Origin of the sequence: Paenarthrobacter sp. CAP02, from assembly GCF_040137855.1 — a bacterium.
Classification (GTDB): Bacteria; Actinomycetota; Actinomycetes; order Actinomycetales; family Micrococcaceae; genus Arthrobacter.
The window spans coordinates 43,408-58,708 of the sequence record NZ_JBEEII010000010.1; the positions used below are offsets into that span (position 1 = coordinate 43,408).

Sequence of the window (15,301 nt, forward strand, 5' to 3'; positions counted from 1 at the left end):
TGGTCACCAGCTCGCGCCGGGGTGTTCGCGGGCCAGGACCTGCATCTCGGCAAGGATGTAGCCCATGAATTCGGAGTGCTTGCCGCGGCGGCCGCCGCCCAGGGACTGCGGAACGCCAGGGATCTCAAGCTCAGCTTCGGCCATGATTTCGCCGGTCAGGCGGTCGAATTCTGCCCGGAGGCTGGACGGCTGGACAGCGACGCCGGCCTCGGCGAGACGGGTGGTGAGCTCGTCGTCCTCGAAGATCTCGTCCACGTACGGCCACACCAGCTTGAAGCCCTGGATGATGCGTTTCCGGGACTCGTCCGTGCCACCGGCCAGTCGCAGCACCCACTGGGCGCTGTGGTCGCGGTGGTAATCCACTTCCTTAACGGCCTTGGCGGAGATGGCGGCAAGGGTGGGATCGGTCGATGCGGCGAGCGCCGAGTAGAGCTCAAAATGGTAGTAGCTCACGATGAACTGGCGGGCGATGGTGACCGCGAAGTCGCCGTTGGGCTGCTCGAAGAGGTGCGCCGAGCGGAACTCGTGCTCGCGGCGGAAGTAGGCGAGGTCGTCCTCGGACTTACCCCAGGCAGCACCTGCGTAGGTCAGGAACGAGCGGGCGTGTCCCAACTGGTCCAAGGCGATGTTCCCCAGGGCAATGTCTTCCTCGAGCTCGGGGGCACGGGAAATCCAGTGCCCCAGACGCTGGGCGAGGATCAGGCCGTCGTCGCCAATCCGGAGGGCGTACTGGGCGACGTCCTCGCTGGGCTTGACCTGGCCCTTTTTGATCTCAAGGGCAATATCCTCGGGGCGCAGGGCGTTGCCCGGGGTAATGCGGGTGGCGCTGGCCGAACCGTCACCTGATGCGCCGGCTCCGTGGACACCAACGGAAATGTCGCCGTGTCCCTCGATGACGAAGTCAGTGGTCTCTGGAGTGCTCACAGGTGCTTCACGCCTTCGCTCTTGGTGTAGTACGTTGCGTGCCGGTAGTCCTTGCCCTGCGGGGACTCGAAGAAGGAACCCTTGGAGTCGGGATCGCTGGAGGAGATCGCCTCGGCCGGGACAACCCAGATGGAAACGCCCTCGTTGCGGCGGGTGTAGAGATCACGCGCGTTCCGGAGGGCCATGGCCGCGTCCGGGGCGTGCAAGGAGCCGGCGTGGACGTGGGACAGGCCACGGCTGGAACGCACAAAGACCTCCCAGAGCGACCACGGCGATTCCTGGTGCTGCTCGGTGGTGGCCGCGACCTTGGGAGCCTCGCGGTTGATGTCGCTGGCGGCGCTAGCAGGTGCTTCGGGGTTTCCGTGGGGAGCCATTATGCTGCGTTCTCTTTCTGTGCTTGCTTGCGGGCGTACGCCACAGCGGCTTCGCGAACCCAGGCACCGTCTTCGTGTGCCTCACGGCGGCGCTCGATGCGCTGCGAGTTGCAGGGACCGCGGCCGGCCAGGACTTCCTTGAACTCGTTCCAGTCCAGGGGTCCGTGTTCCCACTTTTTGGTTTCTTCGTTGAAACGGATGTCCTTGTCAGGCAGCGTCAGGCCGAGGACCCGGACCTGTTCCACCATCATGCCTACGAACCGGCTGCGCAGCTCGTCATTGCTGAAGCGCTTGATGTTCCAAGCCATGGACTGCTTGGAGTTGGGGGAATCCTCATCCGGCGGGCCGAACATCATCAGCGACGGCGCGTACCAGCGGTTCACTGCGTCCTGGGCCATCTGCTTCTGCGCAGGCGTGCCATTGGAGAGTTCAAGCAGGATCTCGAACCCTTGGCGCTGGTGGAATGATTCTTCCTTGCAGATGCGCACCATTGCGCGACCGTAAGGACCGTACGAGGCGCGGCAAAGGGGCACCTGGTTGCAGATGGCGGCACCATCTACAAGCCATCCGATGGCTCCCATGTCGGCCCAGGAAATCGTGGGGTAGTTGAAGATGGACGAGTAGCGGGCCTTGCCGGCAATCAGGTCTTCCATCATCTGGTCCCGGGACTGGCCCAGGGTCTCAGCGGCGGAGTAGAGGTACAGGCCGTGGCCTGCCTCGTCCTGGACCTTGGCCATGAGGATGGACTTGCGCTTCAGGCTCGGTGCCCTGGTGATCCAGTTGGCTTCCGGCTGCATGCCGATGATTTCCGAGTGCGCGTGCTGCGAGATCTGGCGCAGCAGGGTCTTGCGGTAAGCCGCAGGCATCCAGTCGCGTGGCTCGATGCGCGAGTCCTCCGAAATGATGCGATCAAAATACGCCTGACCGGCTGCCTCCCGCTCCTGCTCCTCCGGGGACAGCTCAGCGGGCACTGACTGCAGATTCTGCGATGCCATGGTTGCTCCTAATAAATTACCGACCGTTCGTTCAGAATATGCGGAGCGGGTGTTTTCAGTCAAGGTCCACTTCCAACTCACCTGCCGTTCACTGGGACTGGCCACAGTGGGACCATGACTGACTTCACACGCCGCACCCTGGTCAAGACCTCCCTTGCAGGCCTCACGCTCGCGGGCCTCGCCAGCGGAACCTCTCCGGCCTACGCCGCCATCCCCCTGGTCCGCAAAAGGCTCACACTCCCCACCGGCATTGCCACCGGCGACGTCACCACCGACTCCGCCGTCCTCTGGTCCCGCGCCTCCGGCCCCGGCCGAATGACAGCCACCCTCAAGGCCGTGGACAGCGCAGGAGAAATACTTCGCGGACCCTACGGCTTCAGCCGCACCCTGAGGGGCCCGCTGGCCACCGACGCCAGCGACTTCACCGCCAAAATCCAAGCCACCGGCCTTCCCTCGGGTACGCGGTTCGCGGTGGAGCTCACTTTCGAAGACGAGAACGGGCCCGGCGAAGCGGTCCGCGGTACGTTCAGCACGGCACCCGGAGCAACGAACGGAAAGAACGACGGCGGCGCTGAAGCCGCCCGCGGAGGCGGCAGCCCGTCGTCGTACCCCCAAACGTTCGTATGGACCGGCGATACCGCCGGCCAAGGCTGGGGCATCAACGAAGACCTCGGCGGCATGCGCGGCTACAAAGCCATGCACGCCACCAAACCGGACTTCTTCATCCACTCCGGCGACACCATCTACGCCGACGGTCCCATCACAGCCACCGTCACCGAAAAAGACGGCCAGGTGTGGCGGAACATCGTCACCGAAGAAGTGTCCAAAGTGGCCGAAACCCTCAAGGAATTCCGGGGCCGGCACCGCTACAACTCACTGGACGCCAACATGCGCGCCATGTTCGCCGACGTCCCGGTCATCGCGCAATGGGACGACCACGAAACCCACAACAACTGGTACCCCGGACAAATCCTGGACGACGCCCGCTACACAGAACGGAACGTCAACACCCTTGCCGCCAGGGGCCGCCAAGCATGGCAGGAGAACATGCCGATCGCCGACGCCGCTGCACTCTGGCGTCCCGGGAAGGTGGACGCCGGCCAATACCAGCCCGCGCGCATCTACCGCAGGATTTCGCGCGGCCCCCAGCTGGACATCTTCTGCCTGGACATGCGCACCTTCAAGTCCCCCAACACCGACGGCAAGGAACCGTACACCACCAACATCCTGGGCCAGGAGCAGGTGGACTGGCTGATCAAGGAGGTCCGCAAGTCCAAGGCAACATGGAAAGTCATCGCGGCCGACCTGCCGCTGGGCATCATCGTCCCTGACGGCGCCGTGAACCAGGAAAGCCTGTCCAACCGTGACAACGGGGCGCCGCTGGGCCGCGAGCTGGAGATCGCCGGCGTGCTGAGCGCCTTCAAGAAACATGGCGTAAAGAACACAGTGTGGCTCACCGCTGACGTCCACTACTGCGCTGCGCACCACTACTCCCCCGAACGCGCATCCTTCACCGACTTCGACCCCTTCTGGGAGTTCGTTGCCGGCCCCATCAATGCGGGTTCGTTCGGTCCCAACGACATGGACGGAACGTTCGGGCCCGAAGTGGTGTTCTCCAAAGCCGGGCGATTCCCCGGCGAGTCACCGCGCGATGGCGAGAACCAGTACTTCGGACACGTCGAGATCGCCAACGACGGCGTCTTCACCGTGAGCCTGCGCAACGCCCTGGGCGCAGTGCTGTATTCGAAAGCCCTCACGCCACAGCGCTGACTCCCTGCCCGGAGCCGGCCAGCCCAACCAGGGAGCAGCCCGCGCGTACAAAATGCGCTCGCCTGCTGCCTGGTTGGGCATGTACGGCGTATGCTCTCCTCAGCGCAAAGGCAAGACGCGTTGTTCGCTTTTGGTGGGGCCACTTTTGAAGGCAGGGGTTCAGTGGCAGGAGTGAAGCACGGGGTTCTTCAGGAGCGCTCGTTCGGGCGGCAGGGATGGCAACTCTTTCTGGTGCCCGTCGCTTTGTGTTTGACATTGCTGGTTGTCGGTTTGGCCAGCGGAGCAGGCACGACGACGGCGCAACTCGCCGGCGATCTGGCCATCCTTCTCGCTGTACTCACCGCGCTGACCACCCACACCCGCGCCGTACTCAAAAAGCGCGGCAACACCCTGGGCCAATGGTTCGTGGTGGCCGGCCTGGCGCTCTGGTCAGCCGGCCAGGCCGTGTGGACCGTCAACGGCATCACGCTCAACCACGAATATCCTTTCCCGTCCCTCGCCGACATCGGCTTTGTTTGGTACGCGCTCCCTGTTTCCGTTGGCTTGGTGCTGCTGCTCCGCAGCCAAGGGCTGCGGCTCCCCCTGCGCCGGACCATTCTGGACGCCGGCGTCGTAGCGAGTTCCACCTTCTTCATCGCATGGAGTTCTGTTCTGGGGCCTTTGGCGGCCGACAAAGACCCGGATGCCTTCGCCCGCGCGACTCAGATGGCCTACCCTATTGCCGACGTCCTGATGGTGTCAGTGGTAATCGTCCTGACCATGAGGGCCGCCCGCGGTCGCAGGCTGCCTTGGCTGAGCATGGGACTCGGGTTCTGGATCCTGGCCATTACCGACCTGGCATACATGCGCTTCACCCTCGAAGGCATCACGGGTGTCACCGGATCCCCCCTGGCCATCGGCTGGGTGCTCGCGTTCCTTCTGGTAGGACTCAGCCCGCTCCTCCCCGAAAACACCAGCGTGCGGAAGGACGGCCGCATCTACGCTGCGGCGTTGGAACTCCTCCCCTACCTGCCCGTCTTCAGCGCAGTGTTCTTCTCCCGCAGCCGCCCCATTGGCGAGGACCCCATCCTGTTGGTCACAGGCCTCGTGGTGGTGGGCTTCGTGATCGTGCGGCAGGTGCTGATCGTCGTCGAAAATGTGACCCTGACCCGGGACCTTGAAACGAAGGTAGCCCAGCGCACGGCGGAACTTGAAGGCCTCGGCGCGATCGTCAACTCCTCAGGCGATGCCATCATTGGCGAGACCCCCGACGGAGTAATCACCAGCTGGAACCCCGGCGCCGAACGTATCTTCGGCTACCCGGCCTCCGAAGCACTGGGCCGGAAAGGCGACTTCTTTGTTCCACGGCACTTGGTGGACACAGAGCGCATGACCCTCGAAAACACCGCGCAAAGCGGCGAAGTGCACAACTATGAATCCCTCCGCCTCCGCGGCGACGGCACCACCATCCCCGTCTCGGTGACCCTGTCCCCCATCCGCAGCGAGTCCGGCATCCGGGGCGTCGCAACCATTTCACGGGACATCACCGAACGCCGTGCCGCCGAAGCCGAACTGCTCGCAGCGCGCGAAGCCGCCCTGGAAGCCAGCCGCCTCAAATCAGAGTTCCTGGCCACCATGAGCCACGAAATCAGGACACCCCTCAACGCCGTGATCGGACTGACGTCCCTCATGATGGACACTCCCCTCAGCGAGGGACAACGGCAGTACGCCCAAGGCGTGAAGAGCGCCGGCGAGGTCCTCCTGACCCTCATCAACGACATCCTGGACTTCTCCAAACTGGAGGCAGGAAAGGTGGACCTGGACGTCAATGCGTTCGACCCCCGGGCCTTGGTGGACGAAGTGGCCGGACTAGTCGCAGAAGCCGCCCAGGCCAAGAACCTGGAACTCATCTCCTACTGCCACCCTGCCGTTCCGGAACGGCTCATGGGCGACGCCGGACGCATCCGGCAAATCCTGGTAAACCTCGCCTCCAACGCGGTGAAGTTCACCCCGGCCGGTGAAGTGGAAATCCAGGTCTCGGTCCTCAGCGAAGACAAGGACAAAGCCTCACTCCGCTTCGAAGTCCGGGATACGGGAATAGGCATCAGCGCCGAAGACCACCACAAACTGTTCCAATCCTTCGCCCAAGCGGACGCCTCCACCACGCGACGCTACGGTGGTACCGGCCTTGGCCTGGCCATCTCACGCCGGCTCACGGAGGTCATGGGCGGGGAAATCGGCCTCGACAGCGAGCCCGGAAACGGCAGCAAATTCTGGTTCGTGCTGGACCTGCCCATCGGGCCCCCGGCGTCGGACACCGCTGCCCTGCCCGCCTCTCTCTCAGGCCGCAAGGTACTGGTGGTCGACGACAATGCCACCAACCGCCTCGTGCTGGAAACCCAGCTGGCCAGTTGGGGAATGATGCCCGTCGCCGTGCCCGATGCCGCCAGCGCCATCCGCGAATACCGCTCGGCCATCTCAGCCTCCGAACCCTACGACATTGCCGTGGTGGACATGTGCATGCCGGACACCGATGGACTGGAACTCGCGCGGCAAATCAACCATGAAAGCAACGGTTCCGGCGGCCCCGGCATCATCCTGCTGACATCCACCATGATGGTGGACAGGCAAGACCTCGTCGCGGCCGGGATCCGGGAATACCTCACCAAGCCCGTGCGCAGCTCCGAGTTCTACAACCGGATCCTGCGGGTCATGTCCACCAGGACAATGGGCGCAGCTTCCCCGGCCGCCCCCTCCAATGCAGCTGCGGCATCGCCGTCCCAGGAACACCGGGCCGGCAGACTCCTCGTGGCAGAAGATAACCAGGTCAACCAACTCGTGGCACGCGGCATGGCCAACAGGCTCGGCTACGACGTTGACATCGTCGAAGACGGCGCCCAAGCTGTCGAAGCAGCGCTCACCGGCGCCTACGCCGCCGTCCTCATGGACTGCCACATGCCCGTCATGGACGGCTTCGACGCAACCAAGGCCATCCGCTCACGCATGGGCCACGATTCCCGGATCCCCATCATCGCCATGACCGCCGGGGCACTGAATGAGGACCGCGAACGCTGCTTCGCCGCCGGCATGGACGACTACGTCAGCAAACCCGTAGACCTGGACACCTTGCGGGAAGTCCTCGGCCGCTGGGTGCCGGACGCCGAACCCCTGCAGGCGGCGGCAGCACCGCCGTCGAACGCTGTTGTTTTGGATGAGCAACGGCTGCAGATCCTCCGCGAACTCGGACCCGAAGATGGTCTGGGCCTGCTGCCCGACGCGATCAAGGCATTCAGGGAGGACGCGCAAGGCGCCCTGGAAAAGCTCCAATCCGGCCTAGACGCCGGACAAGCCGCTGCCGTGGAGGCAGCCGCCCACAAACTCGCCGGTGCAGCAGCAAACATTGGTGCGGTTGGCGCAGCGGATCTTTGCAGGAACCTGGAGCGGCTCGGGCGCGATGCCGGCCCTGACATCGCTGCTACCGGACCAGGGCTTCTGGTCGAACTCAGGGCGGAACTCGCCCAGGTCAATGATGCCCTTGGGCGCACACTCTTGGGAGCTCCATGAAAGTACTGATCGCCGACGACGACCAGATCTCCCGGATGATCACCAAGGCCGCCGTCGAACAGTCGGGCCACGAATGCCTCGTGGCCGTGGACGGTGACTCAGCCTGGGAGCTGTACCTGGCGCACGCACCGGAGGCGGTAGTCACCGACCTGATGATGCCCGGCATGAACGGGCTTGATCTGTGCAGGGCGATCCGTTCCTCCGAGGATGACAACTACACCTACGTGATCCTGGTGACCTCGCATGGATCACGGAAGGACGTGCTGGCGGGAATGGAAGCCGGGGCGGACGATTACGTCACCAAGCCCCTGGACCCCTTCAACCTGCACATCCGGCTCCTTGCTGCGCAGCGGATCACGTCCTTGCACTCCGACCTGGCCAAGTATCGGACCGCCCTGAGCAACCAGGCCCGGACTGATCCCCTGACCAAGCTGCACAACAGGCTCAAGCTGACCGAAGACCTCGGTGAACTGCACAATCCGGCCGGCAACACGCCCAAGGACTACTGCCTCGCCATGGTGGACGTGGACAACTTCAAGAGCTACAACGACATCTACGGGCACCAAGCAGGCGATGCGGCCCTGGTCGCCATCGCCGCCACCTTGGCCCGCGAAGTCCGGGAATCCGACGGCGTCTACCGCTTTGGCGGCGAAGAATTCCTGCTGGTGCTGGGGGAACAGTCAGAGGAAACCGCCGCCGTGATCCTGGAACGGGTCCGATCCGCCGTGCACGGTTTACAGATCGAGCACTCGGGCGACCCCGACGGTGTCCTGACCATCAGCGCCGGAGTGGCTGCCTTCGACGAAGGGCATCGGGCCGGCGCTGAGCAGCTCCTGCGCGAGGCTGACCTCGCCCTGTATGCGGCCAAGGCGTCCGGCCGGAACCGTGTAACTCTGGCAAGCGCCCTCACCGCTGAGCGTTGATCACACCGGGAACAAAGTACGTTTCCGGTTTCACGGGGATTTCGCCGTCGGGGAAGAGTGCGTCAGCTTGCGTGGCGTACTCCCTGATTCGAGGCGGCTTCGCGGACAGCCCCTGCTCCCACGACCACGGCACGAAGCCCAATCCCTGCATATGGGGTTCGTCCGGTTGCTGGGTCAGGTCATAAGGAAAATCCGAATACAGGACCAGGTTGCCCGGGTGGCCTTCGCCGAGCTCACGGGTAATGAGATGGTCCACGTGCTTGCCCACTCCCGCAGGGCAAAAGAGCAACTCGGCTTTGGTGCGGACCAGGAGCTCTGCGACGTCGGAGCGAAGGTTCCGGATGAGCGAGCTGTCACCCCTCGCTATCCGGCCCATGGCGATATCGAACCGGTACGTGGGGTAGCGGTGGGTGAACTCGGGGAGGAGCCTTTCCCAGGCGCTGCTTCCCAGCCGTACGGGCTTGCGGCGGCGCCGGAAAAGGGCGTCGACCTCCCCCAGGTGGATGGACTGGATGCCCATTCCTTCCAGGACGGCCCTGTCCTCCGCTTGCCGGGCCGCGTACAGTTGGGCAGCGTCGCCGATGGTGCACTGGCGCAAGAAGGAACGGGCTGCCCTGGTATGGGGCCGATGCGCGGCCTCAGTGAAAATCGTTGCCACGATGATCTGACGGCCGTGGGCTTGCGCCTCCATGAGCGCACCGCAGGACAACACCGCGTCATCCAGATGGGGTGAAAGGAACAACCATGGCGCGTCGCCTTCCAGCGAACGTTCGATCCTGGTTCGGTACGGCATTCAAGCCCTTTCATGGGTGGTGGGTCTGCGCTGATCCGTGTGGGCGTCACTGAGCGCGGCCAAGGAGTCGATGTAGGACTGGGCCTGCTTCGCGGCAAGGGCGTCCCAGTTGTAGCCGGTCGCGAACTCCCGCCCGAGCGCGGCCGCCTGTTCCAATCCCGGCTGGGCGTATCTGATGGCGATTTCCTCCGCGAAGGCATCCACATCGAAGGGTTCCACGAGCCACCCCGCGCCGGGCGGCACGATTTCACGGAGGCAAGGGATGTTGAAAGTGATCACAGGGGTGCCGGTGGCCAACGCATCGATAGCCACCAGGCCGAACGTCTCATGGCGTGAAGGCACCACCACCAGCCGGGCATTGCTGAGCGCCTGGAACTTCTCCTCGCCACTAAGCCAGCCGAGCATCCTTACCCTGTGGGTGAGCCCCGCATCACGGATGGCCTCCCGAAGCCGCGCTTCGTCCGGGCCTGAACCCGCAATCAGCAAATCGCCATCGACATGGTCGCAGCACCGGCTCCAGGCTGCCAAGAGAAGGTCCAGGCCCTTGTGCCCATACTCCAAGCGGCCGATGAAGAGAACATCCTTGCCCAAGCGCGGCTCCGGTATCCATGCGGCCGGGTCAACCCCGTTACCAATCACGTCCACATGGACGTCCGGGTTTATGCCTGTCAGGCGATCCGCTATTCCTTGCGAAACGGAGATCAGGCGTCGGTGCTTCCGGACACCCAGGCGTTCCATCCAATGCAGAGGCAGTTTGTACTGCCGCGCCTTATCCTCGGCATGCAACCACTGCACCACACCCACGGTAGGGCGGCCCGTCCACAACGGCGCGGCCATGGTGGAGAACGGGGCGAAGAAATCTTCCACCACCAAATCCGCCATTTCACGCCGCCGACGAACCTCGAAAGGCAAGCGCGCCACGTACGCCACCACGCGGCTCAGCCTGTTCCTTCCCGAACCGAACCCGATGGGTACATAGTGCACACCGTCCTGGACCCGTTCCTGCCAGCCCGGGTAACGGGTGGTCACCACCGTGACGTGGAAACCTTGCGCTGCAAGGCGGCGGTTGATCTCGTGGGTACGGACGGAACCCCCACCCGCGCCGGGCATTTGCGGGTCCTCAAAACCCAGATGCAGAACCCTCATCATTGCCTTTCCGTTCTGTAGACCTTGCTGGCCGTGGAGAACCGCGCAGCAAGCTCCACCACCATCACTGCCCCGCAGATTGCACCAGCCACCGCAACTGCGTACACGAACTGTTCAGTGAGCGTTCCCAGCAGTGCGGACCAGGCGCCCGATGCCCCCAACGCCAGGCCACCCAATCCGAGGAGACGCCGCCCAGCGTGGCCGCTGAAACACAAAACAACGCCTGCCAAAGCGCACCACACCAGCAGGGCGTGCCCCGTGCCGCTGAGTCCGATCACCGCTTTGGCAATCCGCGGCACTCCTTGGAACCCGTGGCCTGTGGCGTAGCCGTGGGTGGCCGCCACCATGACGTAATCCGCGTACAGCACCACCGCGAAACCTGTGACCATCACGGCCTGGCGCCACGAAAGGGTCCTCTTCCACACCGTTGCTACGATCACGGGGGCCACGACCCAGATGAAGGACACGTCCAGGCTGATGGCGCAATAGCCCAATAAGACCCCGGCCCCCGCCGGCTTCAGGAAAGACTGCCACCCGGCCGGGACACCAGCCCCGGGACCTGTGAGGAGCAAAGGCGCCGCGAGTGCCGCCACCATCCCTGACGCCTCAAGGAATGTCGGGTTTCCGATGCGCAAGAGCAACGGTTCGACGATCACCACCACGGCGGCCAGCCACGCGGCAGCAGTTGACGACAGCCTGCGTGCTACCAGGAAACACAGCCCCACCCCCACAGCGCCCATCACAGCGTCCAGCCAGCGAAATTGGAACGCCGCTTCCATGCCCTCGCCAAACCTGAACGTGAGCCCGAACGCTGCGGCAACCACCACGATAAATGCGGTCAGGTTGCCTGCGAGCGCCCGGGCAGCCCACGTGGGCCGTGTTTTCACCGTGGAGCGGCGACCGGAGGTACCGGTATGGTCACCGGCCGGACGACGCCGGGCCATCCTGAAGTCGTTCTTGTGGGGCAAAAGGTTTCGTTGGTGTGCCAGGACCGCGACCCCGCTGATTCCGGCCAGGACGAGCCACAGCAGGGGCTGCAGCCAGGAAGCAACTGCCAGGACGACGATCAGGCCGGCCGCCAGCAGTATGAACTGTCCGGCACCCTTCGCGGGGCGGGCTTCCGTCAGCACGGGCCACGCCAAAACCACCAAAACCACCCCTGACAGGACCGCCCCCACCGCTGAGCCCACGGCCAGGCCGGTGACTGCATCCAACTGCCATCCGGCCCATAGTCCGCCCACCACCAGGAGGCACGAACATGCCAATCCCAACTGGCAACGGCGATAGGCACGCATGGCCAGGAGGATGGTGGACAGGACCATCAGGACTGCATAGCCAAGGCCCGAGGCGGCAAGCCACGGCAGCAGCTGGAGGGAACCGTGGTATTTCGGTGGAACTATGATGCCCGCCATGACGGGCGGTGCCGTGGCGATGATGGCGAAAGCGACAACCACGAGCTGCCCGAAGGAGGCAAAAGATGCACGCAGCACCTCCTCTGTCCTGGAGCCGGGGGTGCGCAACAGGGGAAATGCCACCAAAGCCGTTCCAGCCGCCACGTAGACAGGACCCTTGGCGATGGTGGCCAGCGCCTGGAACCCCGCAGCCGCGGCAGAGCCGTTGTCCAGGAACCCCACCACCACGACATCGACTCCCACCAGCACCGACACGACGCACAGTACGGAAGCGATATCGCTGGTTTCGGCCCATCTCCATTTGTCGAGGAGCACTCGTGGCCTCCAACGGAGGTCCCGGTAGAACGACCGTGGCACCACCAAGGGCGCGAAACACGCCACGACGAAGCCCAGGACTGCTCCCCCGGCACCCCACGCCATCACGATCACCAGAAGGCTGAAGAGCAGCCTGAGGACTACCTCACCTATGGTGGACGCTGCGTACCACCTGAAGCGGAGCTCGCCCTGCAACCATCCGGCGGGCGCATTGACAATGAAGATTGCCAAGGCAGCCAAAGCCACTGCGGCCGCCAGCGCAGGCGTTGCCAGCGCCAGGGTCACTGTCCCGGTGACGATTGCCGCCAGCAGGCCTGCCAGGAAGGAGACGAAGACCGAGAAAGCTACTCCGTCCTGCCGTTCCCGGGAACCTTCGGGATGGACCGCGACCACATGCGACAAGGGCAGCGGGACCAGCGCATTGGCGACGATTCCCACCACACCCAGAATCATCGCGGCCGCGGCGAACAGTGTGTAATCCGCCGTCCCCAGCATGTTCGCCATGACAAGGGTGCAGGCATAGCTCACCACCCCCACGATCCCCGCCGAGACCGCAAGGAAGCCGCTGTTCTCCGCGATCTTTACGTCCTCAGCGGGCGCTTTGTCCCGGCGTTCGGCCCTAGGCCTGGTGGGCACGCCAGTGACTGGTCTTTCCAGGTACACCTCCACGTAGGGACCGCCCGCTACTGGCCATCTACGGCATCGACGGGAGCAAAGGAACTCCCGGGACCCGCAAGCAAGGTGTTGGGTCCTGCCGGACGGAGTTCAACGGTCTCCACGCCAATCTGTTTCAGGGCAGCGAAGGCCTCGAACTCGTCACGGCCTTTCATCATGACCGAAATATGGCCGTCGTCCGTCAGCGCTACTTCGTCTGTTGCCCGTAGGACAGCCCTGAGGTCCGCCCCCTCCGGCAGTTCGAAACGAACCAGCGTGGAAAGATCCGAGTGCGAGGAGCGCAGGTCCCCGCCCTCGCGTCGTGCCTTTTCCTCCTCCAGCAGGACACCGGTGAGGAGCCTGGTGCTGCGGTCCCAGGTGAAGCAGCTCGCCCATTCCTTGCATTCCACGGAAACGTCCCTGGCTGCGTCAGGCTCGGCCAGGGCCGACAACGCCTCGACCAAGGCCGCCCCAAACTCTTTGGGGGTATCGGCCAACCATCCGGTCCTGCCGTCCAGCACGGAGTCCCTAATACCGGGTACGCGCAAGCCCAGGCAGGGCACGCCCCACGCTGCGGCCTCGATGACTGAGCATCCCCAGCCCTCCGAGGCCGAGGTGGAGGCAGTAAGCCAGGCCCTGCCCAGCAGTTCGTCACGGACGTCGTTGGGCTGGTACCCGTGGAACGTCACCGCATGGTCCAGCCCCAGGTCCATGGCCAACTGCTGCAGGCGTGCCCGTTCCGGCCCGTCGCCGACGATGTCCATCCGCAGTTTGGGGATGCTCCTTGCGGCCACTGCGAATTGTCCCAGCAGCAGGTCCAGCCGTTTGTGCGGAACCAAGCGGCTGACGACGGCGATGGTGGGCCTGAGCGCGCGGGCGGAAACCTCGTGCGGGCTATCAATGGTGCCGTTGGGCACCACGTGGATCGGTCCGGTGAACCCTAGCTTGCGAAGTTCCAACCGCGTGGAGGCAGAGACCGCCACGATGGAGCGCTGCCCGTACACGGACTTGGCCCCTGAGCTTTCCAGGAACCGGCCCACCGCGGCCATGGGTGGAGAGAACTTGGTCCGGAACTGTTCCTGATGGACATGGTGGATCAGCTGGATGATCGGAATATCCCGCCGCAGGAACAAGGGCGAGAAGAACGGAATTCCGTTCTGGCAATCCACTACGGCATCAAACTGCCCACTGGTCCGCAGAAGCCGCATTGCCGAATGCGCATAAATGGAGAGGGTTCCGCCTCCGCGCAGAATGCGGATGCCGTCAATGAGGTCCTCCGCCGACTGACCGGCGTCGCGTCCCGTGAACCAGGTGACCTGTACTCCGTGCTGCACCCATCTCTTGGAGATTTCATGCATGTATTGCTCCGCGCCACCAGCCTGTGAGTGCTTGATGTCGCGCCAGTTGAGGACAAGCAGATGCTTCCCCGCCAGCCGGGAAGGAGAGTTCAGGTCGGGTAGAGCAAAGGTCATGGTGTTGCTTTCTGGAGTTGAAGCACCGAGGCAAAGCTGGCAACTCCGTCCTGGAAAGGGCGGAACGTAGACTCCGCACCATCGGTCCACGCCACCGGCAGTTCGATAATGCTGGCGTCGTTGTCCTGGAGCCGAAGAAGGAGCTCGACATCAAAGGCGAACCCGGTGCTCCGGCACTGCACCATGGCAGCTGTCAGGGCATCGCGTTCAAAAAATTTGAAGCCGCACTGGGTGTCCTGGATGCCCTTGACCTTGGACCGGGTCAGGACCCGGAATGCCGTGCCGCCCATCCGGCGACCGATGTGCTGGGGACGCACAAAGGTGGAGCCAGGAGCATGGCGGGATGCGATGACGGCCGCTGCCCCGTTGGACAGATGGGACATGGTTTCAGTGAGCGTTTCCAGGGGAGTGGCCAGATCGGCGTCAAAGAAGCCTGTGAACCTGGACGTTCCGCTGAGGAGACCGCGGCGGACTGCCGCTCCCTTGCCGCGGCGCGAACAACCCACCACGGAGATGGGTACCATGCCCCCTTTTTCACGGGAGATCCTGCGGACAACCGCAGCCGTTTCATCAACGCTGCCGTTGTCCACCACCACGATGCGCGATGACCAGGGCTGGGTAGCCAGGAAATCGGCCGTCTGCCGGAGGGTGCCTGGAATTCTGGCGGCCTCGTTGTAAGCCGGGATGACAACCTCGAGATCCACGCGGGAGCGCCGCAAAGTCTCTGAATGTCGACGCGCTTGGAGACCTCCTCTCCTTCCGATGTGCACACTGTGGGATTGCAGCGGAACCATCTGAGCCTCCAAATATCCAGGTAGCGGGTACGAAAACATGCCCGCAATATATGGAGTGGCGGAACCCTGCAAGTCATGACGCCAATCCCGGTTTGCCGTCCACGTGGTGGACCGGCCCCTACCGCGAATCCAACCTCGCTGCGAACGCATCCGGGCGCTCTGAGCGAAATTGCTGGTTGGTTGTCG

At 64.0% G+C, this 15,301-nt stretch carries 11 protein-coding genes; 3 read left to right on the forward strand and 8 right to left on the reverse strand.

Annotated features, from left to right (window positions below; all coding sequences use genetic code 11):
* Nucleotides 1-3 precede the first annotated feature (3 nt).
* The 3 genes from paaC to paaA are packed head-to-tail and all read right to left on the reverse strand — an operon-like array spanning nt 4 to nt 2,293.
* Nucleotides 4-924, reverse strand: a complete 921-nt coding sequence (gene paaC / locus ABHM97_RS16865) for a 1,2-phenylacetyl-CoA epoxidase subunit PaaC (RefSeq protein ID WP_349471589.1) — start codon at nt 922-924, stop codon at nt 4-6.
* Nucleotides 921-1,298, reverse strand: a complete 378-nt coding sequence (paaB, locus tag ABHM97_RS16870; protein WP_349471590.1) for a 1,2-phenylacetyl-CoA epoxidase subunit PaaB — start codon at nt 1,296-1,298, stop codon at nt 921-923. The genes paaC and paaB overlap by 4 nt, the downstream gene beginning before the upstream one ends.
* Nucleotides 1,298-2,293: a 1,2-phenylacetyl-CoA epoxidase subunit PaaA gene (gene paaA, locus ABHM97_RS16875; protein WP_349471591.1), complete on the reverse strand. Its 996-nt coding sequence runs from the start codon at nt 2,291-2,293 to the stop codon at nt 1,298-1,300. The genes paaB and paaA overlap by 1 nt, the downstream gene beginning before the upstream one ends.
* 114 nt (nt 2,294-2,407) lie before the next feature.
* Here paaA and ABHM97_RS16880 point away from each other — a divergent pair, with 114 nt between their 5' ends.
* The 3 genes from ABHM97_RS16880 to ABHM97_RS16890 all read left to right on the forward strand — a co-directional run bounded on the left by ABHM97_RS16880 (nt 2,408) and on the right by ABHM97_RS16890 (nt 8,529).
* Complete coding sequence (locus ABHM97_RS16880; protein ID WP_349471592.1) at nt 2,408-4,063, forward strand: alkaline phosphatase D family protein; 1,656 nt, start codon at nt 2,408-2,410, stop codon at nt 4,061-4,063.
* Nucleotides 4,064-4,225: 162 nt separating this feature from the next.
* Nucleotides 4,226-7,606, forward strand: a complete 3,381-nt coding sequence (locus tag ABHM97_RS16885; protein WP_349471593.1) for a hybrid sensor histidine kinase/response regulator — start codon at nt 4,226-4,228, stop codon at nt 7,604-7,606.
* Entirely contained in the window at nt 7,603-8,529 is a 927-nt protein-coding gene (locus ABHM97_RS16890; protein ID WP_349471594.1) for a GGDEF domain-containing protein, read from the forward strand. Before ABHM97_RS16885 ends, ABHM97_RS16890 begins: the two co-directional genes overlap by 4 nt.
* On the opposite strand, the gene ABHM97_RS16895 is transcribed toward ABHM97_RS16890, so the two are convergent.
* Genes ABHM97_RS16895 through ABHM97_RS16915 form a run of 5 tightly spaced genes read right to left on the reverse strand, consistent with a single transcriptional unit; the run spans nt 8,513 to nt 15,025 of the window.
* Nucleotides 8,513-9,322: a PIG-L deacetylase family protein gene (locus ABHM97_RS16895; protein WP_349471595.1), complete on the reverse strand. Its 810-nt coding sequence runs from the start codon at nt 9,320-9,322 to the stop codon at nt 8,513-8,515. The two genes, ABHM97_RS16890 and ABHM97_RS16895, sit on opposite strands and share 17 nt — an antisense overlap.
* Complete coding sequence (locus ABHM97_RS16900; RefSeq protein ID WP_349471596.1) at nt 9,323-10,471, reverse strand: glycosyltransferase family 4 protein; 1,149 nt, start codon at nt 10,469-10,471, stop codon at nt 9,323-9,325.
* Complete coding sequence (locus ABHM97_RS16905; RefSeq protein WP_349471597.1) at nt 10,468-12,831, reverse strand: lipopolysaccharide biosynthesis protein; 2,364 nt, start codon at nt 12,829-12,831, stop codon at nt 10,468-10,470. The genes ABHM97_RS16900 and ABHM97_RS16905 overlap by 4 nt, the downstream gene beginning before the upstream one ends.
* A gap of 47 nt (nt 12,832-12,878) precedes the next feature.
* Complete coding sequence (locus ABHM97_RS16910; protein WP_235517311.1) at nt 12,879-14,321, reverse strand: glycosyltransferase family 4 protein; 1,443 nt, start codon at nt 14,319-14,321, stop codon at nt 12,879-12,881.
* Nucleotides 14,318-15,025 carry a glycosyltransferase gene (locus ABHM97_RS16915; protein ID WP_349471598.1) on the reverse strand — a complete coding sequence of 236 codons (708 nt, stop codon included), beginning with the start codon at nt 15,023-15,025 and terminating at the stop codon, nt 14,318-14,320. The genes ABHM97_RS16910 and ABHM97_RS16915 overlap by 4 nt, the downstream gene beginning before the upstream one ends.
* Between the last annotated feature and the right edge of the window lie 276 nt (nt 15,026-15,301).